23 protein-coding genes are annotated in these 25841 nt (G+C 62.3%); 15 read left to right on the forward strand and 8 right to left on the reverse strand.

The features are described from left to right. Window position 1: 1 nt before the first annotated feature. From AC0L3H_RS11065 to AC0L3H_RS11075, 3 genes are all read right to left on the reverse strand, one after another. Window positions 2-670 (reverse strand): DUF1007 family protein, encoded by a 669-nt coding sequence (locus tag AC0L3H_RS11065; protein ID WP_023798037.1) that lies wholly within the window; start codon window positions 668-670, stop codon window positions 2-4. Between the two features lie 84 nt (window positions 671-754). Next, window positions 755-1654 carry a LysR family transcriptional regulator gene (locus AC0L3H_RS11070; protein WP_473585469.1) on the reverse strand — a complete coding sequence of 300 codons (900 nt, stop codon included), beginning with the start codon at window positions 1652-1654 and terminating at the stop codon, window positions 755-757. A 1-nt stretch (window position 1655) separates the two neighbouring features. Beyond that, window positions 1656-2855: an amidase gene (locus AC0L3H_RS11075; protein WP_473585544.1), complete on the reverse strand. Its 1200-nt coding sequence runs from the start codon at window positions 2853-2855 to the stop codon at window positions 1656-1658. Window positions 2856-3398: 543 nt separating this feature from the next. Between AC0L3H_RS11075 and odc2 the strand changes: the two genes are divergently transcribed. Both odc2 and AC0L3H_RS11085 read left to right on the forward strand, forming a co-directional pair. Further along, window positions 3399-4532 (forward strand): ornithine/lysine decarboxylase, encoded by a 1134-nt coding sequence (gene odc2 / locus AC0L3H_RS11080; protein WP_473585470.1) that lies wholly within the window; start codon window positions 3399-3401, stop codon window positions 4530-4532. A gap of 161 nt (window positions 4533-4693) precedes the next feature. After that, on the forward strand, window positions 4694-5365 hold the full coding sequence (locus tag AC0L3H_RS11085) for a GNAT family N-acetyltransferase (RefSeq protein ID WP_473585471.1): 672 nt from the start codon (window positions 4694-4696) through the stop codon (window positions 5363-5365). A 63-nt stretch (window positions 5366-5428) separates the two neighbouring features. On the opposite strand, the gene AC0L3H_RS11090 is transcribed toward AC0L3H_RS11085, so the two are convergent. Further along, window positions 5429-5713 (reverse strand): SCP2 sterol-binding domain-containing protein, encoded by a 285-nt coding sequence (locus tag AC0L3H_RS11090; RefSeq protein ID WP_023798033.1) that lies wholly within the window; start codon window positions 5711-5713, stop codon window positions 5429-5431. Between the two features lie 474 nt (window positions 5714-6187). Here AC0L3H_RS11090 and AC0L3H_RS11095 point away from each other — a divergent pair, with 474 nt between their 5' ends. Beyond that, window positions 6188-7300 (forward strand): TauD/TfdA family dioxygenase, encoded by a 1113-nt coding sequence (locus AC0L3H_RS11095; protein WP_473585472.1) that lies wholly within the window; start codon window positions 6188-6190, stop codon window positions 7298-7300. Window positions 7301-7570: 270 nt separating this feature from the next. Then, complete coding sequence (locus tag AC0L3H_RS11100; protein WP_473585545.1) at window positions 7571-8992, forward strand: coiled-coil domain-containing protein; 1422 nt, start codon at window positions 7571-7573, stop codon at window positions 8990-8992. A gap of 193 nt (window positions 8993-9185) precedes the next feature. Here the strand turns inward: AC0L3H_RS11100 and AC0L3H_RS11105 are convergent, their stop codons facing one another. Further along, window positions 9186-10052, reverse strand: a complete 867-nt coding sequence (locus AC0L3H_RS11105; RefSeq protein ID WP_473585473.1) for an alpha/beta fold hydrolase — start codon at window positions 10050-10052, stop codon at window positions 9186-9188. Beyond that, window positions 10049-10651 (reverse strand): TetR/AcrR family transcriptional regulator, encoded by a 603-nt coding sequence (locus AC0L3H_RS11110; protein WP_473585474.1) that lies wholly within the window; start codon window positions 10649-10651, stop codon window positions 10049-10051. Before AC0L3H_RS11110 ends, AC0L3H_RS11105 begins: the two co-directional genes overlap by 4 nt. Window positions 10652-10777: 126 nt before the next feature. On the opposite strand from AC0L3H_RS11110, the gene AC0L3H_RS11115 reads away from it, so the two are divergent. Continuing rightward, window positions 10778-11779, forward strand: a complete 1002-nt coding sequence (locus AC0L3H_RS11115) for an NADP-dependent oxidoreductase (protein WP_473585475.1) — start codon at window positions 10778-10780, stop codon at window positions 11777-11779. Between the two features lie 73 nt (window positions 11780-11852). Here AC0L3H_RS11115 and AC0L3H_RS11120 read toward each other — a convergent pair whose 3' ends face one another. Further along, window positions 11853-13496, reverse strand: coding sequence for an MFS transporter (locus AC0L3H_RS11120; protein ID WP_473585476.1), 1644 nt, complete (start codon window positions 13494-13496; stop codon window positions 11853-11855). 284 nt (window positions 13497-13780) lie between these two features. On the opposite strand from AC0L3H_RS11120, the gene AC0L3H_RS11125 reads away from it, so the two are divergent. The 3 genes from AC0L3H_RS11125 to AC0L3H_RS11135 all read left to right on the forward strand — a co-directional run bounded on the left by AC0L3H_RS11125 (window position 13781) and on the right by AC0L3H_RS11135 (window position 15835). After that, a complete protein-coding gene (locus tag AC0L3H_RS11125; RefSeq protein WP_023798026.1) occupies window positions 13781-14125 on the forward strand; it encodes an ArsR/SmtB family transcription factor in 345 nt (114 codons plus the stop codon). Next, the gene (locus AC0L3H_RS11130) at window positions 14122-15048 is read left to right on the forward strand and encodes an SRPBCC family protein (RefSeq protein WP_473585477.1); all 927 of its coding nucleotides are present in this window, start codon (window positions 14122-14124) and stop codon (window positions 15046-15048) included. The genes AC0L3H_RS11125 and AC0L3H_RS11130 overlap by 4 nt, the downstream gene beginning before the upstream one ends. Before the next feature lie 238 nt (window positions 15049-15286). Then, window positions 15287-15835, forward strand: coding sequence for a dihydrofolate reductase family protein (locus AC0L3H_RS11135; protein WP_473585478.1), 549 nt, complete (start codon window positions 15287-15289; stop codon window positions 15833-15835). Window positions 15836-15988: 153 nt separating this feature from the next. On the opposite strand, the gene AC0L3H_RS11140 is transcribed toward AC0L3H_RS11135, so the two are convergent. Next, a complete protein-coding gene (locus tag AC0L3H_RS11140; protein WP_473508157.1) occupies window positions 15989-17020 on the reverse strand; it encodes a histone deacetylase family protein in 1032 nt (343 codons plus the stop codon). Between the two features lie 141 nt (window positions 17021-17161). Here AC0L3H_RS11140 and AC0L3H_RS11145 point away from each other — a divergent pair, with 141 nt between their 5' ends. From AC0L3H_RS11145 to AC0L3H_RS11175, 7 genes are all read left to right on the forward strand, one after another. Continuing rightward, window positions 17162-18829, forward strand: coding sequence for an amidohydrolase (locus AC0L3H_RS11145; RefSeq protein WP_473585479.1), 1668 nt, complete (start codon window positions 17162-17164; stop codon window positions 18827-18829). Between the two features lie 144 nt (window positions 18830-18973). Continuing rightward, a complete protein-coding gene (locus AC0L3H_RS11150) occupies window positions 18974-20068 on the forward strand; it encodes an ABC transporter ATP-binding protein (protein WP_473585480.1) in 1095 nt (364 codons plus the stop codon). Continuing rightward, window positions 20068-20988: an ABC transporter permease gene (locus tag AC0L3H_RS11155; RefSeq protein ID WP_091594809.1), complete on the forward strand. Its 921-nt coding sequence runs from the start codon at window positions 20068-20070 to the stop codon at window positions 20986-20988. Before AC0L3H_RS11150 ends, AC0L3H_RS11155 begins: the two co-directional genes overlap by 1 nt. Continuing rightward, the gene (locus tag AC0L3H_RS11160; RefSeq protein WP_127268194.1) at window positions 20981-21784 is read left to right on the forward strand and encodes an ABC transporter permease; all 804 of its coding nucleotides are present in this window, start codon (window positions 20981-20983) and stop codon (window positions 21782-21784) included. Before AC0L3H_RS11155 ends, AC0L3H_RS11160 begins: the two co-directional genes overlap by 8 nt. A gap of 29 nt (window positions 21785-21813) precedes the next feature. Next, complete coding sequence (locus tag AC0L3H_RS11165; protein WP_473508159.1) at window positions 21814-22848, forward strand: extracellular solute-binding protein; 1035 nt, start codon at window positions 21814-21816, stop codon at window positions 22846-22848. 237 nt (window positions 22849-23085) lie between these two features. Continuing rightward, window positions 23086-24291 (forward strand): serine hydrolase domain-containing protein, encoded by a 1206-nt coding sequence (locus AC0L3H_RS11170; RefSeq protein WP_473585481.1) that lies wholly within the window; start codon window positions 23086-23088, stop codon window positions 24289-24291. Continuing rightward, on the forward strand, window positions 24288-25469 hold the full coding sequence (locus AC0L3H_RS11175; RefSeq protein WP_473585482.1) for a serine hydrolase domain-containing protein: 1182 nt from the start codon (window positions 24288-24290) through the stop codon (window positions 25467-25469). Before AC0L3H_RS11170 ends, AC0L3H_RS11175 begins: the two co-directional genes overlap by 4 nt. Window positions 25470-25841 lie beyond the last annotated feature (372 nt).

Consider the following 25841-nt stretch of genomic DNA (forward strand, 5'->3'; position numbering starts at 1 on the left):
ATTATCCTTTTGGCTGACAGTTCAGTTCAAGCTTGGTCGCAAATATCTTGCTCATATCGGTGCCTGTCGGATCATTGAAGAAGGCGTCCGTCAGGTTCTTCTGGTTCGCGGCGATCGCCTCGTCGGGGTTCGGACGAACGACCTTGCTCGTGCATGTCGACGGCAAGTCGGCGACCTGCATATTGGCATCCTCGGTGAAATCGATCGCCGTGTAGAAGGTCGGGTCATAGACGCCGATATCGATCTTGCCGGCCAGCCTGGTTGGCGCCTTGGGTTCGGATTCAAACAGGATAATGAGCTGGTCGTTGTCGAAATTCGCCATCAGCTGCGGCGGCGGGCTCATCGCCTCATCCTTGCCGTCGACGGTGACGAGCTGGAAGTAATTGAATTCCGCCAGCGAAGCGTGGACGGTGTCAGCGACTTCCTTCAACTCCTTGTCGTCAAGCTTCAGGTCGGAATTCTTGTCGAACTCCATCATCACCGTGCTCGAAAACAAATCGTCGAAGCGCCAGACATGACGCAAGGCCTTCACGCTTTGGTGATCCGGGCTGAGGATCACTTCGAGGCGAGCCTCGGCGAAGACGTGGGGATGCACGTCGGCTGGCCCGACCGTGGCAAAAGTCGCCGCCATGGCCGAAGCCATCATGATTGCTTGCCGCTTCAGGTTCATTCTGGGTGGTGATTCCATCGACTTCGGTGACTGTCGAGAGTTACCAGAAAGCGGGCGAAAATGGGACCCCGGGCGGCCAAAAGCTCATGCATTGTCAATCGTCTTGAACCACTGCACCAGGAAATCGACAAAGACGCGAACTTTCGCAGGCAAATAGCGCCGGTGCGGATAGACGGCGAAAATGCCGCCACCCGGCAGGATGCGGTCATCCAGTGTGCTCACCAGCCGGCCACTTTCGATGTCGGGCGCGGCGATGAAATCCGGCAGGATGGAAAATCCCAATCCCGCCACGGCGGCGGCTCTTGCCGCCATCGGACTGTTGACCTCGATCGGACCGGAGACCGAAACGGTCACCGTGTCGCCGCTGTCGCCCTTGAACGGCCAGTTGGTCAGCCAGCGGCCATTGGTGTCGATGATGCAGGGCATGCGGCCAAGGTCCTGCGGCCGCGTCGGCATGCCGTGCCTGGCGATCAGCTCGGGAGATGCGCACAGCCGCACCGAGAACGGCGCCAGCCGCCTGGCGATCAGCGAGGAGCTTTCCAGCCGCGAAATGCGCACGGCGAGATCGAAACCTTCCTCGACCAGATCGACGAAGCGGTCGTCGAGATGAATGTCGAGCACGATGTCGGGATGCTGCTTGGCGAAGTCGATCAGCGATTGGCCGATCGGCGCATCGGCAAAGGTGCGCGGCGCCGACAGCTTGATCCTGCCGCGCACGTCGCCGGAGGATTCGCGCACCGCATCGGCGAGGCTGTCGACCTCGCGGACGATTTCCGAGGCGCGGCGGTAATAGGTGTGGCCGGCCTCGGTCAGCGAGAACTGCCGGGTGGTGCGGTTGAGCAGCAGCGCGCCGAGCTCGTCCTCCAGCTCGCGCACATATTTCGACAGCAGCGCCTTGGAGCGGCCGATCTTGCGCGCCGCTGCCGAAAATCCTTCGGCCTCGACGACGTCGATGAAGGCGCGCATGCGGGTCAGCGTATCCATGTCATGCGCTCCTTTGCTGGGCTGAAAGGATGCGCGCGACAAGCGCCATCAGCTGCCGGTCGCTGTTTTTGGGTCCGAGCAGCGAGAGGCCGAAGGGGGCGCCGTCGACCAGGCCCAGCGGCAGGGTGATCTGCGGAAAGCCGGACAGACCGGAAAGACACAACAGTCTCAGCGCGCGTTCGCGATAGGTCTGCAAATCGTCGAATGAGGCGGCCTTGAGCGGCGCGGCACCCGGAGCGGTCGGCAGCACAAGGACGCCGTCCTCGCCAAGCAGGTCGGCAAGCTCAAGACGAAACGAAACGCGACGTTCCGTTTCGAATTGCGCGGTTGCCGCGTCGATGGCTGCGCCATGCTCGAAGCGCTCCTTAACGCCGGGGCCGAGCATCCGATCGCCGCCGGCGATCCAGGCACCATGATTTTGCCACGCCTCGTACCCCTGCAGCTTGCGGAAGCACCAATAGATATCGTCGGTGGAATGCGACAGCGGGGCAACGGTACGCGGTGCGCCCAGCACCGATGCGACAGCGCGGACCATGGCGCGATACTCGTTAGCTTCCCGCGGGCCGAGCACGAGCCCGTCCAGCGCATCCAGCGCCAGGGGGCACTGCAATTCTTGGTTGTGCGGATCGTCGCCGAGCAGCACCGCGCCGACCTTGTCATAGGTGGCCGTGTCCCTGGCGAACCAGCCGAACGTATCAAGTGAAGGGGCCAGCGGCATGGCGCCTTCTAGCGAGATGCGGCCATGCGTGGTCCTCAGGCCGATCAGCCCACAAAAGCTTGCCGGGGCGCGAATCGAGCCGCCGGTATCGGATCCGGCGGCGATGTCGGCCAGCCCGCCGGCGACCCCGGCGGCGGAACCGGAGGACGAGCCGCCGGTGACGCGATCAGGTGCTGCCGGATTGACCGGCGACGGGAAATGCGCGTTCAGCCCCATCAGCGAGAAGGCCAGTTCGTCGGTCTGCGTCTTGCCGACGAAGCGCGCGCCCGAATCAAGCAGCGCCTGGACGGCCGGCGCCGTCGCCGAGGCGGGTGAAGCCTGCTGGTATTTTTGCGGATTGCCGCAGCCGGTGCGGTAGCCGGCGACGTCGTAAATATCCTTGACGGCCAGTCGCAGGCCGGCAAGCGGGCCGGACTGCGCATTGGATACAGGTATACCATCGAGGTCGAGAAAAGCGTTCAGAGGGCCGCGAGTGCCTGCCATGCGTTCGATACCCGGATACAGTTGTTGCAACATTGTTCGACGCCAGGAATTTTACAACCTGGCGTACGATTTTTATTGATTGTGAAATCCATCGACCTTATATCGCGCTTGCCCAAAGTCGCACGTGCCTGTGGGTGTCCGCCGATCCTCAAAATGGTGAGGGATATCGGTAAGGTAACTGGAGCTAACCCCTCCAGTCGGTTTAGCGGCCAACCGCCAGACCGAGGACACCTTGAAGCAACGACGGTGCGGGCCTTTCTGGTGTTCTGCCGGTCGTCCAAAGACCGGGGTTACTGAAGAGGCACACCTTCATTGCCGGCAGTGCGGAACGGGTTCTCCCAATCCAAGCCAAGGCAGACAAAGCGAACCGAGGCCGGGCAAGGCCAAGGTTCACCGCCGCGAGACGGCGCTTCATGGTTCCGGGGTCTCCACCGGCTGGTTCCATGGACTGACGTCCCGCCTTTGTCCACCGCGTGTTCGCGAGGTCGATGACCCGCGTCCGCAGCCTTTGTGCGCGCCGAAAGGCGCTATGGAGAGACCCCGATGGCTACCCAGCGCATCCTTGACTTCCTCGCCACCCGACGTCCGAACGGCCCTTGCCTCGTCGTCGATCTCGATGTCGTGCGCGACAATTTCCGCGCCTTCGAGAAGGCGCTTCCCGATTCGAAAATCTACTATGCGGTGAAAGCAAATCCGGCGCCGGAAATCCTGCGCCTGCTTGCTGCGATGGGCTCGTCCTTCGACACTGCTTCCGTTGCCGAAGTCGAGATGGCGATGGACGCCGGCGCGCCGGCGGACCGCATCTCCTTCGGCAACACCATCAAGAAGGAGCGCGACATCCAGCGCGCCTATCAACTCGGCATCCGGCTGTTCGCGGTGGACTGCGTCGAGGAGGTCGAGAAGATCGCCCGCGTTGCACCCGGCGCCCGTGTGTTCTGCCGCGTGCTGACCGACGGCGAAGGCGCCGAATGGCCGCTGTCGCGCAAGTTCGGCTGCGTGCCGGCGATGGCGGTCAACGTGCTGCGCCATGCGAGGGCGCTCGGGCTGGACGCCTATGGCGTGTCGTTCCATGTCGGCTCGCAGCAGACCGACCTGACCGCCTGGGACCGCGCGCTCGGCGACGCCAAAAAGGTGTTCGCTACGCTCGCTGACGAAGGCATTGTGCTCAAGATGGTCAATATGGGCGGCGGTTTCCCGACCCGTTACCTCAGGGACGTGCCGGTGGCACAGGCCTATGGCCAGGCGATCTTCTCGGCGCTGCGCAAGCATTTCGGCAACGCGATTCCCGAGACCATCATCGAACCGGGCCGCGGCATGGTCGGCAATGCCGGCGTCATCAAGTCGGAAGTCGTGCTGATCTCGAAGAAGGCCGACAACGACAATGTCCGCTGGGTCTTCCTCGACATCGGCAAGTTCGGCGGTCTCGCCGAGACGATGGACGAGGCGATCCGCTACCCGATCGTCACCGCGCATGACGGCACCGAGACCGCGCCGTGCGTGCTCGCCGGCCCGACCTGCGATTCGGCCGACGTGATGTACGAGAAGACGCCGTATCCGCTGCCCCTGTCGCTGACCATCGGCGACGAGGTGCTGATCGAGGGCACCGGCGCCTACACGACGACCTACGCCTCGGTCGCCTTCAACGGCTTCGAGCCTCTCCGATCCTACGTGATCTGACGGCTCGCAAGAGCCGGTCAGATCATCCCGAGGTGGGCGCCTGTCGCCCGCCCGGGCTCGCCTGTGGAACAATCCGCTCGTGAAGGATCGCGGAAATGGAAATTGTGGATTTCATTGTTGATGGCGCTGTGAGCCGGCAAATCTCCCCCCTTGAGGTGGAGATGGCCGCAAAGCGGCCAGAGGGGGTCGCCTCAGCTGTCGCGACCTCTCTTGGACTGCGTGGCGCCGACGCTGCACGCGCGGCGCCCCCCTCTGTCGGCTTCGGCGACATCTCCCCCTCTAGGGGGGAGATTGCCGGCGCTTTCGTCATCACCGCCGAAACCGCTGCCGACGTCCCGGCGCGCGAGGCCTTGCTCGATCGCGCCATGGGGCCGAAGCGCCGGAGAAAATCGTCGGAAAAGCTGCGGCGCGGCCGCCGGCCTTCGGAAGGCCTTGCTTTTGTCGCACGCGACGCGTCGGGCGCTGTCACCGGCACCGTGCGGCTGTGGGATGTCGTGCTGGGCGAGGGCGGTAGGTCCGCCCTTCTGCTTGGCCCGCTCGCCGTCGATCCGACAATCAAGAATGCCGGCATCGGCTCGGCGCTGATGCGCCTTGCAATCACTGAAGCGGCGCGCTTCGGCCATGCGGCGATCCTGCTGGTCGGCGATGCGCCCTATTACGAGCGCTTCGGGTTCTCGGCCGATAAAACCGGCTCGCTGGCCATGCCGGGACCTTATGAGCGGCACCGCCTGCTGGCGCTGGAGCTGGTGGAAGGCGTGCTCGCCGGCGCGCAGGGCACGCTGAAGGCGGCCGGGCGCAAGCTGAAGGCACAGCGGCTGTCGCTCGCTGCCTGACGGATCGGAAACAAGCCGCTGCCATCGGGCGGCGGCTTGTTTCCGATCCAGGATTGGAATGGGTCAGCCGATCAACTGGCTCAGCGCCATGGCGACGCTCATGTCGCCTTCGACCTTTATCTTGCCGGACATGAACGCCATGGTCGGGTTGAGATCGCCTGATATCAGCGATTCCAGATCGTCGAGCGAAAGCTTTATCGTGCAGTCGGCCGGCGCGTCGGTGGTCGATACAGCAGCGCCGTCGATGACGATGACGCCGTCGCCTCCGGTGTCGAATTTCACGGAACGATCGAACCCGGCACTCGCCACGCGCGCGCTGATCTTGTCGGCAATTTCCTGAACGCCCATGGCCGTTCTCCTCGTCTCGTTGCGTTTGTCGCACCCCATTGCACTTCGGTCTGGGGCACTTCGGTCTGGGGCACTTCGGTCCGGCCGAAGTCGCCATCTTGCGCATTTCGCGATCAAGGTCGCCGGCGCATATAGCTTCGGGTTGACGTATACGTCAACGCGGTTCCCGACATGATGATGGTTTTATCGCCGCAGTGAAGCTAGGTTGTCGGCGAGGGCAGCCCAGAGGGGGATGGCGGTCCCATTGCATTTAGCTGGACACCGCCGGCAAATGACCGCTACCATCGCTGTGTGCACCAGATTTCAGCTGGAGCCAGGTTTCACCTGGAGATCGAGTGCTCGAAGAACCGAACAGAAATCCCGGATCCCATCGTTATGGGAAGCCGAGCTTGTGGTGGCCACCACCTCTGGGTTGATGGCTTGCGGGCCCGATCCAATCTGAAGATTTAATTTCGTGTTCAGAGAGACACAATCATGAATACCATGCTTTTCGTGGAAGCCCGGGAGACCGAGCTTGCCGTGACGTTCTCGTCAGGCGAAACAGTCTGCTATCCCTGGCTTTGGCTAAAGGATAATGCGCCATCGGCGTTTCACCCACAGACCCAAGAACGAATATTCGACCTGACCAGCGTTGACGCCTCGCTCAGACCCCTCAACGTCCAGGACAGACGCGGCGCTGTGAGCATTGTCTGGCCGAACGGCCTGGCTGAGGAGGAAATCCCGGGCCATTTCTTTGAATCCTACCTCCCAGGCAGAAAGCGGGACGATCCGGCCGAGATCGCTCCGAAACTCTGGGACGGCTCGATCGATCTTGAAACCATACCGCGCTACTCTGCCGGGGGCCTTTTTCAAAGCGATGCCGATCTGCTTGCCTGGCTGAGGGCGACGGCTGCATACGGGCTCTCCATCGTCGAGGGGCTTGGCGATGATCCCGACGCCGGGCGGCGTGCGGCCGAGCGGGTAGGTTTCCTGCGCCAGACAAATTTCGGCACTATGTTCGAAGTCGTGTCGATGCCGAACCCGAACAACTTGGCCTACACCCCTGTCGCCTTGCCGTTACACACCGATCTCGCGAACCAGGAGGTGCCGCCCGGCTATCAATTCCTGCATTGTATCGCGAATGAAGCTGAGGGCGGTGGATCGGTCTTTGCCGACGGGTTTGCGGTTGTGGCCGCATTACAGGCGGAAGATCCGGAAGCATACCGTCTCTTGTGCGAGGTCGATATCCCCTATCGTTTTCACGACGAAAACTACGATCTGCGCGGTCGGTTTCCTGTGATCGTAACTCGACGCAATGGAGACGTGACAGAGTTGCGGTTCAACGCCCATCTTGTCGATGTCATCGACCTTCCCTCCGAGATATGCACCCCCTTCTATGCGGCTTATCGCAAGCTGATGATGATGATCCGCAGCTCGCGTTTTCAAATAGCCTACCGCCTCAAGGCCGGCGAAATGGCGGTCTTCGATAATCGCCGGGTGCTTCACGGCCGCCAATCGTTCAACCCAAATACGGGGCTGAGACATCTGCGGGGATGCTATGTCGATCGGGGTGAGTTTCAGAGCCGCATTCGCGTCCTCTCCCGATAGCGGCACGACGATGATCGCTGACGTACGGTCAGTTGCTGTCGGTGCAAGGCCTCCGGCGGACGTTCCGACGGTGGTTGTTTGCCCGAAAGCCGGCGGCAATCAGGGCAGTTACAAGGTCTGCATCATGCAAACAGACGAGGACAGTGGCCAAGCCTGTCCCTAGCGTGGGCTCGCCTCATGCGCCACCGCGCGATCAGGGGGAGGGGTAACCCGTGTCCGGGAGGCGAGGATCGAGACCCCAGATGGCGTTACAGTAGGGGATGTTCAGTCATGAAAATCAGAAGTCTGATCAAGCGTGCCGAGACGGTGGACAAGGCATTCAAGGAACTCGAAGCCGATTTGGCGGATGCGTTCGATGAGTGTCTCAACCTGGACGACCAATCGCCGTTGGACAGCGTTCCGGATGAGAATCTCGCGGCAAGGAATGACAACTCTCAGCCCGAGGACGATGCCGACGCTCCCGAGATCGCACGGCGGCTGACCTCCCACACACAAACCCGCCTGGCTGCGCTAGATGCCGTTGAGGGGCTGTTTGACGATGCGCGCGAGTATCTGCAGGAGATCAACACGAAACTGTCGGAGATCGCGACCTCGCATCACCTGACAGGCGAATTCCTGAAGCTGCTTCACGGGGACATTCTTCGCGCCAACGAACTGGAACTGGCAAATGGCAGCTTGACCACGCAGCAAAGAGTGCTATCGGAGCAGTTCCACGATGCGACCAGAAAGCAGCGCGAGCGCGAAAGCGCCGTCGAGGCCCTGCAGCAGCGCGAGATAAGCCTGGCCGAGGACAAGGAGGCACTTCGCAGTGCGCTTGCTGCAGCAAAGCTGGAACTCGTCGTGGCAGGCAATGCGAGCGCAGAACGCGAAGCGGAGTTCGGCGACCTCGTCAAAACGCTTTCGGCCAGAACGGCCGAGGCCAGCCGATGTGCGCGCGAGAACGAGATATTGCGGGAAAAGCATGTCAGCCTGTCGATCGACTTCGACAAGGCGCTGAAGCGGGAAGCTGAGGCGCGGCACCGGCTGGACGAGCTCTCGACGATTCATGCCAGTGACGCGGCGCGACTTTCGGAACTGCTGTCTGCGCTCGGCAAGAGCGAACAAGAGGAGATGCGGCTGCAGAAATCGCTCGATATCGCGCAAGCGAAGCTGTCGGAAATGACGGAAGCGGCCCGTATCATGGAAGGTGACAGGGAAGCCGAGCGTGCGCGTAGTTTCGCTGAGATCGGCGGCCTGCGTTCTGAAATTCGCAACCTCCAATCACGATTTGAAGTCGTCTCGAACGAGAACAATCAAGCCGCGAGCGAGATCGCCAATCTCAAGGCTCAATGGAGCGACGCTGTCGCCGAAAAGCAAATTGCGGAGGAAAGGTTGTCGGTTCTCAGAAAGGAGAACGAAAACGACAAGATGCACCTCTCGACCGTGAGCGCGAATTTTTCGCAGCTTTCCCTGCAGCAGGCATCCGAACAGATACAGCTCGATGTCCAGAGGCAGGAATGCGAGGACCTGCGAGCCGAAGTCGCGGTGCTCGACGCCCGGGTCAAGGAACTGTTGCCCTATGAGCGTCTCCACAAGGTCACAAACGCCAAACCGCATGAGAACGGCGTGGTCGAGATCACCGGTGTCGTGGCGGAGAAGTCCCGCGCCACAAGCAGGCGGCGCGTCCGTACGAGCCTGCGCGCCGCATCCTGACGCACGGGTGTCACTTGGCTTTACGGGAACAGACTGAAGGTCCGTTGTCGAAGCAACGCAGATTCGGCGAATTAGCTTGCGTGCGCTTCCTTCCTCAGGGCTTCCCCGATCTAGTGTACGGTGTTGCCCGTCAGGTTAGCGCATGGATCGAAGCGTCATTTGCCCACAAACTGGCCACACCGGCACGGCCGGATCAGGCCTCGAGGAAGTCCAGGGCCTTTTCCGCGAAGGCGCCGTGATACTGGAAAATGGCCGTATGCCCGCCGTCCTCGTACAGGACCAGCTCGGCATTGGGAAAGCGCCGTGCCAGGTCGACGGAATTGCTGGTGGGCACCATTCTGTCGTGATCGCCGTTCACCACGAGGACCGGGTGCCGGATACGCGACAGGTCGGCAGGGCGCTCAAGGCCAAAGGCACGGACCGCCTTGAGCTGCTGGCTGAAAGCGCCGAGGGCGATGGGCTTGTCGCGGTCATTGGTCCGTTCCTTCAGGCGCTGCAGAAACGCGCGCGCCGCCTTCTTGCCGTTCGGGCTTTGGGTGAAGAAGAGATAGTTCTTTGGGTCCTTGATGGTCAGCGCGGCGCGGATCATGTCGAAGATGGTGACTGATGTCACCCTGTCGATGCCGGTACCACCGGCTGGGCCGGTTCCCGCGAGGATGATCTTGCGAACCAGATCAGGCTCGAGCTGAACAATCGCCTGGGCGATGAAGCCGCCAAGAGACAGGCCGAGCAGGTCGACCTGCTCGAAGCCGAGGGCCTGGATGAAGGCGATCGCGTCGCGGGCCATCGCCTCTACCGTGTTGGGAGTGGACCCGCCTGATGCGCCAACGCCACGGTTATCGAAGGTGACAACTCGCCGTTTTGCGGCAATGCCATCGACGACCCGAGGATCCCAATTGTCGAGAACTGCACTCAGATGGGTAAGGAAGATTACCGGTACCCCTGACTTGGGGCCGAGCTCGCGGTAGGCGAATTTCGTGCCGCCGACGTCGACCGTTTTTGTCGGCACGTCCTCGTGCTTGATGATCGCGGCAGGTCGCGACAGCTGATGCACGTTCATGATGGTTTCCTTTCTTCCGGCTTGTCGTTGTCGCGGGGCTGGAGCAGCGCCTTCGCCGCTGCCGCGCCAGCCGCAAGGATGCGATCGGACAGTTCGGTCCCGTTCACCGCGCGCGACAGCTCAAGCGTGCCGATCAGGGTCGCGAAGACGCCGAACGCGACATCTTCGGGGTCGCGGGCGTCGGGTGTCAGTTCGGCCGCCACCGGGCGTACGAGCTTGAGCAGGTGCTCGGCGTAAACCTGGCGCGTCTCGACCGGCTCACGCGCAATTTCGGGCAACAGCGCGGCTGAAGCGCAACCGTGGCCTGGATTGTCTCGGTGTTCCGCCGACAGATACGCGTCGATGGCCATTGGCAGACCACCGGCAGCCACCGCCTCCTGAATCTGGGTCGCCTGAACCTCCAGGGCCGCCGCCACGCTCTCACGCACGAGCGCCGCCTTGGATGGAAAATGCGGATAGAACGCTCCATTGGTCAGTCCCGCCTCGCCCATGATGCCGGCGATACCTGATGCAGCGATGCCGTCGGAGCGAAACCGTTCGGTCGCCACATCCATGATCCGCTGCCGCGATGCTTCCCTCCTGCCTTTCTCGTAGCGCATGTTTTTCTCCTTCGATCAGCTATTGCATTATGACCATATTATCATTAGGTGACCATAATGCAATAGGGCGAGGCACCGGAGATGTCGATCGGGCGCTCCTGGTCTCCTCAATTTAGGAAAGCTGCCATGAAGGCCTTCTTCGTCGATCGATATGCAAAGAAAGCTCGCCTCCGGCTTGGAGAGGTTCCAGAGCCGGAAGCAGGGCAGAATGACGTGCTGGTGCAGATCCATGCCGCCAGCGTCAATCTGCTGGACTCCAAGATCAGGGACGGAGAATTCAAGCTCATCCTGCCCTACCGCCGGCCTTTCGTCGCAGGCCATGACGTGGCCGGAACGGTCATTCGCGTCGGCTCGAAGGTCCGACAGTTCAAACCGGGCGACGAGGTCTATGCGCGAGCGCGCGACGGTCGGATCGGGGCTTTCGCCGAGTACATCGCCATTAATGATGCGGACGTGGCCCTGAAGCCAAAAAACCTCAGCATGGAAGAGGCTGCGTCGATTCCCCTGGTGGGGCTGACTGCCTGGCAGGCGCTGGTCGAAAGAGCGAGCCTGAAGAAAGGACAGAAGGTTTTTATTCAGGCCGGCTCCGGCGGAGTGGGAACATTCGCCATCCAATTGGCAAAGCACCTCGGCGCGACGGTCGCCACGACAACAAGCTCCTCGAACACGGATATGGTCAGGAAGCTGGGCGCCGATGTCATCGTGAACTACAAGAAGGATGACTTCGAGAAAGTCCTTTCGGGCTACGATGTCGTCCTGAATAGCCAGGACAACAAGACCCTCGAAAAGTCCCTGCGTGTGTTGAAGCTAGGTGGCGTCGCCGTTTCGATCTCCGGTCCGCCCGATCCCGGGTTTGCCAGGGAGAAGGGGCTGAGTTGGGTGTTGAACCTGGTCATGCGCGTTCTGAGCGCAGGCATCAGGCGGCGGGCGAAACGCGCAGGTGTCCGATACTCGTTCCTGTTCATGGCGGCCAATGGCGGGCAGTTGACAAAGATAACGTCGCTCATCGAAACGGGCGTCATCCGCCCGGTCGTAGATCGGGTCTTTCCGTTTGAGCAGACCAATGACGCCTTGGCCTACATCGAGCAGGGCCGGACCAAGGGCAAGGTTGTCATCAAGGTCAAATAGCTTCGCAATGCTTCAGGCAACCACGTCCGCCTCTGCGCGCAACTTAAGGTTGTGGTCGTTTGCGCGACATGCATTAATGCTCGATTGGTCCTTTCGGCATGACGATTGTCGTGCCGGCGGTTGTCGGACGCTCGATCATGCGGCGCACGCGCGGCGGCTCGTCGCCGCTGTGCAGCGCCCGCACGCGCTCGCCGACAACGGCGTCGGCATGGGTGGCCCGCTTGTTGTGGCGGATGTATTCGAGCCATGTCGGCGTGTGATAGTGCTCGATCCATATTGCGGGATTTTCGAGATCGCGCGCCAGCGTCCAGTTGCGGGCGCCGTCACGGCGGCGGATGCGGCCGCGTTCGGCCATGGTGGCCAGGAATTCCGGCACGTCCTCCTCGCGGATGATGTACTCGATCATGATGGCGATCGGCCCGCTGCGCAGTTTCAGGTCGAGTGCAAGATGCGGCTCCTTGAAACGGTTCAGCGGATCGAGGTTGAGCACCGCCTGCTGCGGCAAAGGCAGCAAGAGGCCGATCGCGCCGCCCGCCAGCATCGCGACGGCGGCCGCGATCAGCGCGAACTCGGCGCCATGCGAATCAGCGACGACGCCCCAAATCCAGCTGCCGAGGGCGATGCCGCCGAAAGTCGCCGTCTGATAGACCGAGAGCACCCGGCCGACCACCCAGCGCGGCGTCGACATCTGCACCGTGACGTTGAAATGCGCCAGCGCGACCACCCAGCAGGCGCCGCCGATGAGCAGCCCGAGCGACGTTTGCCAGGCCTGGTCGCTGACGGCGGCATTGAAGGCGCAGAGCGCGAAGCCGGCGAATGCCATGCGCACCATCGTCTCGCTTGACAGAATCTGCCTCAGCCTGACGCTGATCAGCGCGCCGCCGACGGCGCCGATGCCGAAAGCACCGAGCATGATGCCGTAGGTCAAGGCATCGCCCTTGACGACATTGCGCGCCACCAGCGGCAGCAGCGCCAGGACCGCGCCGGCGCTGAAGCCGAAAGCCGCACCCCTTACCAGCACCTTGCCGATATTGGGCGACATGGCGACGTAGCGCAGGCCAGCACCCATCGCCGCGCCCAGCGTCTCGCGCGGCAGTGTCGAGGCCGGCAATTCCGGCTTCCAGCGAGCCAGCACGATGATCAGCCCGACATAGCTCAATGCGTTGGCGGCAAAGGCCGCTGCGGTACCTGCGGCGGCGACGATGATGCCGCCGATCGCCGGGCCGACGCTGCGCGTTAGGTTGAAGCCCAACGAATTGAGCGCGACGGCAGCCGGCAGCTTGGCGCGCGGCACCATGTCGCCGACAGAAGCTTGCCATGACGGGTTGTAAAGCGCCGTGCCGCTGTTGATCAGGAAGGCGAAGGCGAGCAGCGTCCACGGCGTCATCAAGCCAAGATAGGTGAACACGGTCAGCAGAACCGAGACGACCAACATGAAGATCTGGGCAATCAGCATGACCTTGCGCCGGTTGAAGCTGTCGGCGATGGCCCCGGCAACGAGCGCAAACAGCATGATCGGCAAGGTGGTCGAAGCCTGGACCAGCGCAACCTGATAGGACGAGGTGGCGATCGTGGTCATCATCCAGGCGGCGCCGACGCCCTGGATCAAGCCACCGAAATTCGAAACCAGACTGGCGGACCATACGGCGCGGAAAATGCCGTGTCGGAACGGCGCCAGCGCCGAGACGCGTTCGCTGTCCGGCTCGTCGTCGATCATGGATGCTTCCCCGACTTCAAATGCTGCGTTCTTCCAGAATCGGTGCCCTCATGCCGTCCCTAGAAGTAGAGCAAGACCTCGCAAAGGGCGAACGCCTTTTCAAAGAAGATCATGGTCCAACAACAAGATAGCCGTGGCTGCGACAGGTCAGCGGCCATTCTTGCAGGCGGCGTGAGGCGCTTCGGCCGCCTGCTTCCAGAAATCGGCGCATTGGGCAAAAAATACTTAGCGACTTGACGAAGTTTTCGCTTGCGCCACCGGCAAATTGGGCGATAGTTAGCGATATGGCTAAGCATGATCTTGATCTCTCGCTGCTCTTCCACGCGCTCGCTGATCCGACCCGCCGGTCGATCCTGACCCGGCTCGCCGAAACACCTGCGCGGGTAACGGATCTGGCTGGGCCCACGGGACTGCGGCTGCCCACGGTGATGCGGCACCTTTCCGTGCTGGAGGAGGCAGGGTTGATCACCACGTCCAAGGACGGGCGCATACGCACCTGCGCCATCGTACCCGAGGCTCTGGATCCAGCGCGAACATGGCTCGATGAACAGCGGGCCATCTGGGAAGCTCGGCTCGACCGGTTGGACGCATTTGTGATGAATGTGATGAAGAAGGAGCGCGCAGAATGACACAGAACCTCGCTACAAACAGTGCGACCCGTGCGGTGCCCGATGATAGGAAGGGCCGTTTTGCGACGCTGACCTTCGAACGGAACGTGGCCGCGCCATTGGCCGTGCTGTGGGAGGCTTGGACGGCCCCAGCCGCGCGGGCGATCTGGGCTGCGCCATCGCCCTCGGTCACCGTGGAGTTTTTGGAGGCCGACACCAGGGTGGGTGGTCGCGAGATCTCGCTCTGCAAGGCAGAGGGCCAGCCGGACATCCGCTGCGAGTGCGGCTGGCTGGTGTTGCAGCCAGCGCTGTGCAGTGTGAACTACGAGGTGGTCTCGTGCGAAGGCGTGACGCAATCAGCAGCGCTGGTGACGGCAGATCTCTCAGGCACGCACGAGCGCAGCCGGCTAGTCGTGACGGTGCAACTTTCCTCGCTGGCGCAGGACATGGAAGCAGGCTACCGGGCGGGCTTCGGTGCCGGCCTGGACAACCTCGCGGGCGCGGCCGAACGAACCATGGTGCTGCAGCGGGTGATTCAGGCGCCGCGGTCCACCGTCTGGGGCGCGTGGATGAACCCTGAAACGCTGCCGCAATGGTGGGGGCCGGAAGGCTTCTCCTGTCGAACGAAGAGGATCGACTTGCGAGCGGGCGGCGAGTGGGTATTCGACATGATCGCGTCTGACGGCACGGTTTTCCCGAACCACCATCTCTATAACGAGGTCCGGCCCGAGGAGAGGATCGGCTATACGCTGCATTGGGGCGAGAACGGGCCGAAACATGCCGACGCCTGGGCCTCGTTCGAGGATCAGGACGGGGCAACGAAGGTGACGCTGGGCATGGTATTCAGCACGGCTGCCGAGTTCCAGGAGGCGAAGGGCTTCGGTGCCGTGGAACTGGGACTGCAAACTCTCGGCAAACTGGAACGCTTCGTCGCATCCCGCTGAAATGCTGCGATTTCCCGTCGGCCCGAATCAGGGCTTGTGGACGAGGTCCTCCTCCATGTCGCCCGTCCTCAATGGCGACGGCATCCGCCGCTTCAGTCAGACGGCATAGCCGGTCGGGCTGGAGCGGTCAGGCTGGAGAAGACCGAGCTCTCGGAAGCGGGGCAGATCACCAACATGCGCTTCCGCTTCACGGGATAGGCCGAGAATTCACAAAGGGATACACGAAGAGGAGGGTTCTATGAGAAAACTGATCATATGGGACATGGTGAGCGTCGACGGCTTCTTCGAAGGTCCGGACAGGGACATCAGCTGGTTCGTCTTCGAAGAAGAACTCGAGGACTACATTCATAAGACCCAGGAAAAGGCCGACACGCTGATCTTCGGCCGCGTGACCTACGAGCTCATGGCGGCCTATTGGCCGTCCGAGCAAGGCTGGATCGCAGATTTCATGAACAAGATCGAGAAGGTGGTCTTCTCGCGCACGCTGAAAAGCGCCGACTGGAACAACACGAAGCTCTTCAACGGCAATGTCGCGGAAGAAATCTCCAGGCTGAAGACCAGGGACGGCGGAGACATCTTCGTGTTCGGCAGCGCCAACCTCACGGCGACCCTGATGGAGCATGGCCTGATCGACGAGTATCACCTCGGGATCAACCCCGTCATTCTCGGGAGAGGCACGCCGCTCTTCAAGGGCGGCCCGAATCGGATACCCCTGAAGCATCTCGAGACGAGGACGCTCAAGTCAGGTGTTGTCATCCTCCATTACGCGCCGGAGAGCAGACAATGACGATCGATCCGCTGTTTCCCGTCAACCACTTGTCGAATTGGGAGGGCCCGGGAAGCGACGCGTTCCAGAGGATCGGCGGCCAAGTGGCGTAGCTGCCATCACCGCTGCGCTCTCTCGGGTCTAACGCCTGGGCAGCCCTTTGGGCGACATGCATTACCGATCTTCGAATCCGGTCAGCACGCCGACCGCATTGATGCCGATTTCCTCGACGGCGTAGCCGCCTTCCATGACGAACAGCGTCGGCAGGCCGAGCTTGGCGATGCGACGGCCAATCCTGGGATAGTCGGCGCTTTTCAGCTTGAACCTGCTGATCGGGTCCTTCTCGAACGTGTCGACGCCGAGCGAGACGACAACGATCTCGGGGGCGTAAGCTGCAAGTTTTGCGCAGGCGTCCTCCAGCGAAGCATTCCAGGCATCCCATGTGGTGCCGAACGGCATGGGGTAGTTGACATTGAAGCCTTCGCCGGGCCCAGTGCCGCGCTCGTCGGCATGGCCAAGGAAGAACGGATATTCGGTCATCGGGTCGCCATGCAGGTTCAGCACCTGCACGTCGCCGCGGCTGTAGAAGATCTCCTGCGTGCCGTTGCCGTGATGGTAATCGACATCGAGGATCGAGACACGCCTGGCGCCCTGGTCGCGGAACCATTGCGCGGCAACCGCGGCGTTGTTGATGTAGCAATAGCCGCCCATGAAGGCAGCGCCGGCGTGATGGCCGGGCGGGCGGCAGAGCGCGAAGGCTGATCTCTCGCCGCCCTCGACCAGGGCGGCTGCGGTCAGCGCCACATCGTAGGACGACTTGATCGCCTCCCAGGTGCCTTTGACGAAGCCGGCGCCGCCGTCGAAGGAGTAAAAGCCAAGCAGCGCATCGATGATCTGGGGGCGCACATCGCCGCGCAGGCCGCGCGTCGGCCAGGTGAAGGGGAGGGCCGTGCCAGTCCGTCCCGACGCTTCCCAGAGCGGCCATACGGTCGGCAGGAAATCGATGTAGTCGCTGGTATGCACCTGCTTGGCGGCTGCGAGGTCATGACTCTGGGGCGGCAACACGGGGCCGAGTTTTTCGCTCTCCACCCTCGCCTTGATGAACTCGGCGCGCGAGGGCTTCTCGAAGGCCGGCACGATGGCGCCGGCGATCAATTCGACATTGCCGGAATGGCCGGCATGGAGGGGCGAAAAAACAGTCTTCATGAAATTGTTCCGTGGTGAGATGCGGCGACCCTAGCCGTCTTGCACTGCCTTTCACAAGGCGCTGGGCCAACCAGCCATGGCTTGCTGGCACGGCAGCTACTCGTCTAGCCTGTCGGTAGCGCAACCGAACCGCGGGTAATCATGAGTTCAAATGCCGACCTGATCGTCATGAATGCCCGTGTGCTGACCATGGACGAAGGCAATCCGACGGCCGAGGCGGTGGCGATAAAGGACGGCAACATCCTCGCGGTTGGGGATCGCCGGACGATTGAGGTGCTGAAAGGGCCGGCCACGAAGATTATCGATGCGCAAGGCCGGTCGATGGTGCCGGGCTTTATCGAAGCGCATATGCATCTTTTCGGCGGCGCGGCCGAACTCGACAATCTGCACCTTCAGGGCGTGCATGGCTTCGATGCACTGAGCGACGCGATCCGCGCCTATGCGGCGGCACGGCCGAACGCCAAATTGCTGCTTGGGGCCGGCGTCGACTACACCATCCTTTCCAAGGAAGAGCCGGTCACCCGCCATCATCTCGACCGCATCATCGCCGACCGGCCGTTCGCCATGTCGGCTTCCGATCATCACACGATGTGGGCCAACACCAAGGCGCTGGAGCTGGCTGGCGTCCTGCACGGCAAGCAACTCGGTCCCGGCAACGAGATCGTCATGGGAGCGGATGGCCTGGCGGCGGGCGAATTGCGCGAGGGGGAGGCGTTCGGGCCAATCCTCGAGCTTTCGGGGCAGAACCGAGTGCGGCTCGGCATTGCGACAGGCGGAGAGCCCGAGCCGTACCCTTCCGCCGCCGAAGTCGCGGCCGATCGTGACCTGATGCATCGCGGGTTGGAATGGTGCGCCCGCCACGGCATCACCTCGATCCAGAACATGGACGGCAATCTTTACCAGCTAGAGCTGCTAGCCGGGCTGGAACAGGAAGGGCGACTGCTCTGCCGCACCAAGATACCTTTTCATTTCAAGAACTTCATGACGCTCGACAGGCTGGAAAAGGCATCGAGCATGGCCAACTCCTACCAATCGGAATGGCTGTCGTCCGGCATGGTCAAGATGTTTTACGACGGCGTGCTGGAAGGCTGGACCGCGGTGATGGTCGACGACTATGCCGACCGGCCGGGCTGGCGCGGTGAGCCGCTGTTTACGCCGGAGCATCTCGCCGAGGTGGCGGGGGAGGCCGACCGGCGCGGGCTGCAGGTCGCCGTGCATTCGATCGGCGATTGCGCGGTGCGCGCGGTCCTCGATGGTTATGAGGCGGCGCGGCGGAAGAACGGCAGGCGCGACAGCCGGCACCGGGTCGAGCATATCGAGGTGGTCACTGCCGCCGACATACCGCGCTTCGCAGAGCTTGGCGTCATCGCCTCGATGCAGCCGCCGCACCCGCCCGGCGCCATGGACTTCCCGCTGGAGCCGACGCTTTCGCGCATCGGCCGCGAAAGATGGCCGCTGAGCTATGCCTGGCGGACGCTGAAGCAGGCGGGCACGCATGTCGTCTTCGCTTCCGACTGGCCGGTGTCGCCGATCGATCCGATCCTGGGCATTCAGGCGGCGGTGCTGCGCAAACCTTGGGCAGAGGGCGATCCCGACCAGAGCTTTTCGCTGCATGAATCACTAGCGGGCTACACGGTGGAAGGCGCCTATGCCGAGTTCATGGAGCACCGCAAGGGCCGCCTGAAGCCAGGCTTTATGGCCGATCTGGTGGTGCTCTCAGGCGACATCGAGGCGACCGCGCCGGAAGCGCTGCATACGGTGCGGCCGGTGACGACGATCTGCGGCGGCAAGATCACCTACCAGGCCTGACGGTGGCACGGGAATTGCGTCCTAAATCGACGTTCAGATGTATGATCGACATTCAGATGTGTGCTTGCCAAGCCATGCGCCGTGTGCTGACAATCGAGTGGGAACTGGATCCGCCAGAAGAGCGGACACAAGAATGGGGTAATCGTGCCGGAACAACCGGGTAAAAGTGCAATTGAAGTTCGTGGCGTCCGCAAGGTCTTCGGTAGCGGGGAGTCACAGGTCGCCGCCCTCGACACGGTTTCGGTGTCGATCCGCGAAAATGAATTCTTCACGCTGCTTGGTCCGTCCGGCTGCGGGAAGACGACGCTTTTGCGGCTGATCGCCGGCTTCGATTTCCCCAGTGCCGGCGAGATCCTGCTGCATGGCCAGGACATCGCGCCGCTGCCGCCGTTCAAGCGGCCGGTCAATACCGTGTTCCAGAACTATGCGCTGTTCCCGCATATGACGGTGGCCGAGAATATCGGCTTCGGCCTCGAAATGCTCGGCAAGCCCAAGGCCGAAGTGAAGGCGCGGGTCGCCGAGATGCTGAAGCTGGTCAAGATGGAGGCGCTGAGCAACCGCCGCACCAGCCAGATTTCCGGCGGCCAGCAGCAGCGCGTGGCGCTGGCGCGGGCACTGGCGCCGCAGCCGAAAGTGCTGCTGCTCGACGAGCCGCTGTCGGCGCTCGACTTCAAGCTGCGCAAGGAGATGCAGATCGAGCTGAAGCGGCTGCAGCACGAGACCGGCATCACCTTCATCTTCGTCACTCACGACCAGGAAGAAGCGCTGACCATGTCGGACCGCATCGCGGTGATGTCGGCGGGCAAGATCCTGCAGGTCGGCACGCCCTGGGATATCTATGACAAGCCGGCGGAGCGTTTCGTCGCCGACTTTATCGGCGAAACCAATTTCCTGACGGCGGCCATATCAGGAATGGGCAACGGCAAGGCACGCGCAACGCTCAAATCCGGCGCGACCATCGACGCCACCGTGGCTGAAGGCTTCCAGCCGAAGGACAATGCAACCGTGGTGGTCAGGCCCGAACATGCCAAGCTGACCAGCGGCAAGGGCGACGTATCGGGCACGGTCGAAAACATCGTCTATTTCGGCACCGACACCCACATCCATGTTCGCCTGGACAGCAGCGAGAGCTTCACCGTGCGCCAGCAGAACACGCGCAGCGCCGGCTGCGGTTTCGAGCGGGGCGACAAGGTCGGCATCTCGATCGGCAACGACGCCGCGCAAGTGCTGAGGGACTGATGGCGAGCGCGGAACAAGTCGCTGAGGAGGCCGAGCGCCGAGAGATCCGCGATCGCTGGCTGCTGTCGGCGCCGGCGCTGATCATCATCTTTCTCGCCGCGAGCGGACCACTGCTGATCGTCGTGATCTATTCCTTCCTGACGCCGGGGCCCTATGGCGACGTGGTGTGGAAATTTTCTACCGACGGCTGGCTGTCGGTGTTGATGCAGCGTGACATCTTCGACGACACTCTGGCCTTCGCCGATGCGCATTTGTCGATCTTCTGGCGTTCGATAAGCCTGTCGTTCTACACCACCGTGCTGACGTTGTTCTTCGGCTTCCCCACAGCCTATTTCATCGCCACGCGACCGCCGAAGACGCGCGAGGTCTGGGTTTTCCTCGTCACCATTCCGTTCTGGACGAATCTCCTGATCCGCACCTTCGCTATGCAGCAGGTGATCCGCAACGAAGGGCTGGTCAACACGGCGCTGATGGCGCTCGGCATCATCAAGCAACCGCTGCAGATCATGAATACCGACGCCGCCATCTTGTTCGGCATGATCTATATCTACCTGCCTCTGATGGTGCTGCCGATCTACGCCTCGATGGAGAAGCTCGACTTCCGGCTGGTCGAGGCCGGATATGACCTCTACGCCGGTCGCTGGCAGGTTCTGCGCCGCATCATCTTCCCATTGATCAAGCCCGGCGTCATAGCCGGCTCGATACTGGTCTTCATTCCCTCGCTTGGCGCCTATGTCATTCCGCGGGTGCTGGGCGGCGGCAAGAACATGATGCTCGGCAACCTGATCGAACTGCAGTTCGGCGCGGGCCGTAACTGGCCGCTTGGCGCGGCCATCTCAATTACGCTCATGGTGCTGGTGATGATCGCGCTCCTGTTCTACGTGCGCAACGCATCCGGGTCGCAGGGCGCCCATGGCTAAGCGTCCGTTCGACATCCAGGCGCAACCCGGCTTCGGGTTCATGGCGCTTCTGACCTTCTTCGCGCTCTATCTGCCGATCGCGGCGCTCGTCACCTATTCGTTCAACACGGCGGATTCGCTTTCGCGCTGGGACGGCGTCTCACTGCGCTGGTTTATTTCGGCCTGGCACAATTCGGCCGTGCAGGACGCCTCCGTCCGCTCGCTCGTGCTGGCGGTCTCGGCCGCCGCGCTGTCGACGATCGCCGCCACCATGGCTGCGCTGGCCACGACCCGCACGCGGCCCTATCCCGGCCTTACCTTCAAATACGCCTTCATCAACCAGCCGCTGATGGTGCCGGAGATAGTCACCGGCGTCGCGCTCCTGATCGTGTTCTCGCGCATCAAGGTCTGGACCGGTTACTCAGGACTCGGTTACCTGATCGCCGCGCACACCGCCTTCTGCATCCCGTTCGCTTACCTGCCGATCCGGGCGCGGCTGGACAGCATGGACCTGACGCTGGAGCGCGCAGCCGCTGACCTATACGCCACGCCCTGGAAAGCCTTCCGTTTCGTGACGCTGCCGCTCTTGAGGCCGGCCATCATCGCGGGCTTCATGCTCGCCTTCGTCATTTCGCTCGACGATGTGGTCATCACCGAATTCGTCAAGTCCGGCGGCCAGGATACGCTGCCCACCTACATGCTCGGCCAGTTGCGGCGCGAAACGAGCCCGGAAATCAATGCGATCGCCACGGTATTCCTGGCGCTGTCGGTGGTGCTCGTAACCGTGTTCTACTTCGTCAACCGGCGCAAGCCATGACCAACGATTGCCAAAACGGGAGAATAGCAATGAAATGGAAGACCACGGCTGCCACGGCGGTATTCGCAATGTTTGCCTTTGCGGGCAGCGCTTATGCGGAAGGCGAACTCAACATCTTTAACTGGGGCGACTACACCAGCCCCGAGATGATCAAGAAGTTCGAGGATACCTATAAGGTCAAGGTGACGATCACCGACTACGACTCCAACGACACCGCGCTAGCAAAGGTACGCGCCGGTGGTCATGGCTTCGACATTGTGGTGCCGTCGGCCAACTACGTGCCGATCTGGGTGAAGGAAGGGCTTCTGCTTGAGGCCCGGCCCGACCAGATGGAGAACTTCAAGAATGTCGACGAGCGCTGGGTGAACGTTCCCTGGGATCCGGGCCGTCATTATACGGTTCCGTGGCAGTGGGGCCTGACCGGTATCGGCGTCAACACAAAGATCTATGACGGCGACCTCAACACCTCGGCCATCTTTCTCGATCCGCCGAAGGAACTGGTTGGCAAGATCAATGTCGCGCCGGAAATGAACGACGTGCTGTTCGCCACCATCAAGTATCTGGGCGGCGACTGGTGCACGGACGACAAGGAACTGCTCAAGAAAGTGCGCGACAAGCTGGTGGAGGCCAAGCCGAAGTGGCTGGCCATGGATTATAGCGTGACCGAGAAGCTACCGGCCGGCGACTATTCGGCCGTCTACTACTGGAACGGCGCCATCATGCGCTCGCGCATCAAGAACCCCGACATCAAGTTCGGCTACCCGAAGGAGGGCTTCCCCTTTTTCATGGACAGTGTTGCCATCCTCAAGGATGCCAAGAATGTTGACAACGCCAAGCTGTTCATGAACTTCATTATGGATCCCGAGAACGCCGCCATGATCTCCGCCTTCGCCAAATATGCCAATGGCGTCAAGGGCTCGAAGACATTCATGCCAGCCGACATGAAGGATGCGCCCGAACTGGTGGTACCGCCAGAACTGGAGAAAGCGGGCGAGTTCCTCACCCCTTGCTCGCCCGATGTGCAGCAACTCTACACGCGCATCTGGACGGACGTTCAGAAATAGCGGCACTCCGCCTTTTTCCGCGCGAGCGGGAAGAAGGCGGGTCAAGGGCCGATGAGGGGTAGCGCTGAATTCGCAGCGTTCGCGCCGCCCCTCACCTGGCCTGCCGGCACTGCCCTTCGCCATGGCGTCGGGCGTTCGTCACTCGAAAGGCCCATTCGGGGGCTTTTTCGTCCGCTGTGCAGACCGCTCCTCATCCAAGTGAACCGAAGAGCGGCATGCGGCGGCAGGGAAATTCTCATGCAGTCTTACCGCAACTCCGATCCGCGGCCGCCGATCATGCAGGGCTCACCGCCCAAGATGGTGCCGCCGAAGCTCGTCTGGGATAGGGGACCCTGGAACCGGTGGGCGTTCCAGCACATCCGCGAAATCCTGCCGACCGTCGAAGTCTGGCGCGGCAATGGCCATCGCCGCCGGCTCGAGCGCGCCGACGTCGATCTCGACGCGCTGCCGGTGGGCGGCAGCACGGGGCAGCCTTCGACGCTGGCCGGGCTGCTGGACGAGACCTATACGGATGGGTTCCTCGTGCTCAAGGATGGCAAGATCGCCTATGAGCGCTATTGCAACGGCATGACCGAGCGCACGCTGCATTTGTCGCAGTCGATGGCCAAGTCGGTCACGGGCTCGGTGTTCGGCATACTCGCCGGGCGCGGCCTGATCGATCCCGCCATGCCGGTGACGACCTATCTGCCGGAGCTGGAAGCTACCGGCTGGGCCGGCGCCAGCGTGCAGCATGTGCTCGACATGACGTCCGGCGTGCGTTTTTCCGAGGAATACACCGACCGCTATTCCGGTATCGGTCAGGTCGATGTCGCCAGCGGCTGGAAACCGCTGCCGCCGGACAGCGACCCGGCCTTCGAGTGGCCATCGCATATGTTCGAATTGATGCTGCGGCTCAAGAAGACAAGCCGGCCGCATGGCGCTGCGTTCGAATATCGTTCGATAGAGACCGACGTGCTCGCCTTCATCATGGAACGGGTGACCGGCAAGCGGCTGGCGCAACTGGTTTCGGAAGAACTCTGGCAGAAGCTCGGCGCGGATGAAAGCGCCTGCTTCACCGTCGACAGTGCCGGCTACGCCATCGCCGATGGCGGCTTCAACGCCACGCTGCGCGACTATGGCCGTTTCGGCCAGCTGATCCTCGACAATGGCGGCGGCGTCGTGCCGGCCGACTGGATCGAGGCGACGCGCACCGGCAGGCATGGACCGGACTTCAATCCCAGCCTGCCGCAAGGCAGCTACCGCAACCAGTTCTGGATCGAGGACCCGCGTTCGCGCGCGCTGATGTGCCGGGGCGTGTTCGGGCAGCTGATCCATATCGACTGGAACACGAGAATGGTCGTGGTGAAGCTTTCGAGCTACGCGGATTTCACCAGCATCGCCTTTTCGGTGGCGACGATGAAAGCCGTCCACGCGATCGCCGCCGCGTTGAGGAACACGCCATGACCGGCAAGACCGCGTTCGGGACCAGACATGGCTTTGCCCGCAACAAGGTGCTGCTCGGCAACTGGCGCGAAAGCCCGTTCAGCCGGTGGTCGTTCCAGAATGTCGGCGAGTTGGTGCCGAGCGCACGTGTCGCTGCAGCGTCAAGCGGCAGTGAGGCGCCGGCACAGGACCTTGATGGGCTGCTTGACGAAAAAATCGCGCTGACCGGCGGCGCCGAGACCGTTGCGGCCTTTCTCGCGCGCTCCGACACCGACGCGCTGACGATCACGAAAGCCGGCAAATTCGTCGGCGACTGGTTCGCACCGCATATGGAGTTCGGCGCGCGCCACATCATCTTCTCGATCAGCAAGTCGCTGACCGCCATTCTGGCCGGCATATTGGAGGGCGAGGGGGTTTTCGATCCGCAGGCGCCGGTGACCCGCTATCTGCCGGAAGCTGCCGGCTCGGCCTATGGCGATGCCAGCGTGCGGCATGTGCTCGACATGAGCGTCAGCCTCGACTTCGAAGAAGCCTATCTCGATCCGGAAAGCGCCTTTGCCCGCTATCGCCGCGCGACGCTGTGGAATCCGGGCGGCGGCATGGAAAGCCTGGCCGACTTCATCCTGACGCTGCAGCGCCTTGCCGAGCCGCATGGCCGGACGTTCCGCTACCGCTCGCCCAATTCCGACCTGCTCGGCATCCTGCTCGAGCGCGCGTCCGGCCAGCGCTTCGCCGAGTTGATGCACAAGAAATTGTGGCTGCCGCTTGGTGCAATGAGCGAAGCCTCGGTGACAGTCGATATGGCCGGCACTGCGCGCACGGCCGGCGGCATTTCGGTGACGCCGCGCGATCTGGCCCGGGTCGGCGAGATGATGCGGCAGGGCGGCATCGCCCATGGCCGCCGCATCGTGCCGGAAGCCTGGGTGCGCGACACTGTCAGCACAGGCGGAGACACGGACGCCTGGCAGCGTGGCGCGATGGCGTTCCTCTTCCCGCAAGGCCGCTACCGCAACAAATGGTACCAGACCGGCGCGGCCAGCGGCGCTTTTTACGGTATCGGCATCCACGGCCAGTGGCTCTACGTCGATCCCAAGGCGGAGGTGGTTATCGCCAAGATGTCGTCGCAGCCTGAGCCGGTCGACGAGCCGCTCGATGTCGATATGGTCACCTTCTTCGATGCGCTGAGCCGGATGGTCTAGCAGGGCAATCGTATCCGACTGGCAATGTCAGCGCTGCCCCTCATCCGCCTGCCGGCACCTTCTCCCCGTATAGTGACGGGGAGAAGGGGGCTGGCCGCACCGCGGCGCTATTTTTTGCAACGCTGGTCGTTGGCGAAACCCTTTGCGAAGGCGTCTTTCTCCCCGTCACTATACGGGGAGAAATGCCCGGCAGGGCAATGAGGGGCAGCGCGCACGTCTTGAAGGGCACGGGCAAATCCAGGCGTGGGCGCATTCTGCCATGCGAATTTCCAACGTGCTTTCCTGTGGAACTCTTGATCGGTCGAAAAGAGCGAGGTTGGCGGGGCGACGCTCTGCGCCTATGGTCGCCGCTCTTTTCGACAGGACAGCAGG

The sequence above is a fragment of the Mesorhizobium sp. WSM4816 genome, from assembly GCF_055811535.1.

Bases quoted from the DNA above. Each gene is read 5' to 3' on its own strand.
- AC0L3H_RS11065 (WP_023798037.1), bottom strand. From the start codon at position 670: ATGAACCTGAAGCGGCAAGCAATCATGATGGCTTCGGCCATGGCGGCG.
- AC0L3H_RS11070 (WP_473585469.1), bottom strand. From the start codon at position 1,654: ATGGATACGCTGACCCGCATGCGCGCCTTCATCGACGTCGTCGAGGCC.
- AC0L3H_RS11075 (WP_473585544.1), bottom strand. From the start codon at position 2,855: ATGGCAGGCACTCGCGGCCCTCTGAACGCTTTTCTCGACCTCGATGGT.
- odc2 (WP_473585470.1), top strand. From the start codon at position 3,399: ATGGCTACCCAGCGCATCCTTGACTTCCTCGCCACCCGACGTCCGAAC.
- AC0L3H_RS11085 (WP_473585471.1), top strand. From the start codon at position 4,694: ATGGCCGCAAAGCGGCCAGAGGGGGTCGCCTCAGCTGTCGCGACCTCT.
- AC0L3H_RS11090 (WP_023798033.1), bottom strand. From the start codon at position 5,713: ATGGGCGTTCAGGAAATTGCCGACAAGATCAGCGCGCGCGTGGCGAGT.
- AC0L3H_RS11095 (WP_473585472.1), top strand. From the start codon at position 6,188: ATGAATACCATGCTTTTCGTGGAAGCCCGGGAGACCGAGCTTGCCGTG.
- AC0L3H_RS11100 (WP_473585545.1), top strand. From the start codon at position 7,571: ATGAAAATCAGAAGTCTGATCAAGCGTGCCGAGACGGTGGACAAGGCA.
- AC0L3H_RS11105 (WP_473585473.1), bottom strand. From the start codon at position 10,052: ATGAACGTGCATCAGCTGTCGCGACCTGCCGCGATCATCAAGCACGAG.
- AC0L3H_RS11110 (WP_473585474.1), bottom strand. From the start codon at position 10,651: ATGCGCTACGAGAAAGGCAGGAGGGAAGCATCGCGGCAGCGGATCATG.
- AC0L3H_RS11115 (WP_473585475.1), top strand. From the start codon at position 10,778: ATGAAGGCCTTCTTCGTCGATCGATATGCAAAGAAAGCTCGCCTCCGG.
- AC0L3H_RS11120 (WP_473585476.1), bottom strand. From the start codon at position 13,496: ATGATCGACGACGAGCCGGACAGCGAACGCGTCTCGGCGCTGGCGCCG.
- AC0L3H_RS11125 (WP_023798026.1), top strand. From the start codon at position 13,781: ATGGCTAAGCATGATCTTGATCTCTCGCTGCTCTTCCACGCGCTCGCT.
- AC0L3H_RS11130 (WP_473585477.1), top strand. From the start codon at position 14,122: ATGACACAGAACCTCGCTACAAACAGTGCGACCCGTGCGGTGCCCGAT.
- AC0L3H_RS11135 (WP_473585478.1), top strand. From the start codon at position 15,287: ATGAGAAAACTGATCATATGGGACATGGTGAGCGTCGACGGCTTCTTC.
- AC0L3H_RS11140 (WP_473508157.1), bottom strand. From the start codon at position 17,020: ATGAAGACTGTTTTTTCGCCCCTCCATGCCGGCCATTCCGGCAATGTC.
- AC0L3H_RS11145 (WP_473585479.1), top strand. From the start codon at position 17,162: ATGAGTTCAAATGCCGACCTGATCGTCATGAATGCCCGTGTGCTGACC.
- AC0L3H_RS11155 (WP_091594809.1), top strand. From the start codon at position 20,068: ATGGCGAGCGCGGAACAAGTCGCTGAGGAGGCCGAGCGCCGAGAGATC.
- AC0L3H_RS11160 (WP_127268194.1), top strand. From the start codon at position 20,981: ATGGCTAAGCGTCCGTTCGACATCCAGGCGCAACCCGGCTTCGGGTTC.
- AC0L3H_RS11165 (WP_473508159.1), top strand. From the start codon at position 21,814: ATGAAATGGAAGACCACGGCTGCCACGGCGGTATTCGCAATGTTTGCC.
- AC0L3H_RS11170 (WP_473585481.1), top strand. From the start codon at position 23,086: ATGCAGTCTTACCGCAACTCCGATCCGCGGCCGCCGATCATGCAGGGC.
- AC0L3H_RS11175 (WP_473585482.1), top strand. From the start codon at position 24,288: ATGACCGGCAAGACCGCGTTCGGGACCAGACATGGCTTTGCCCGCAAC.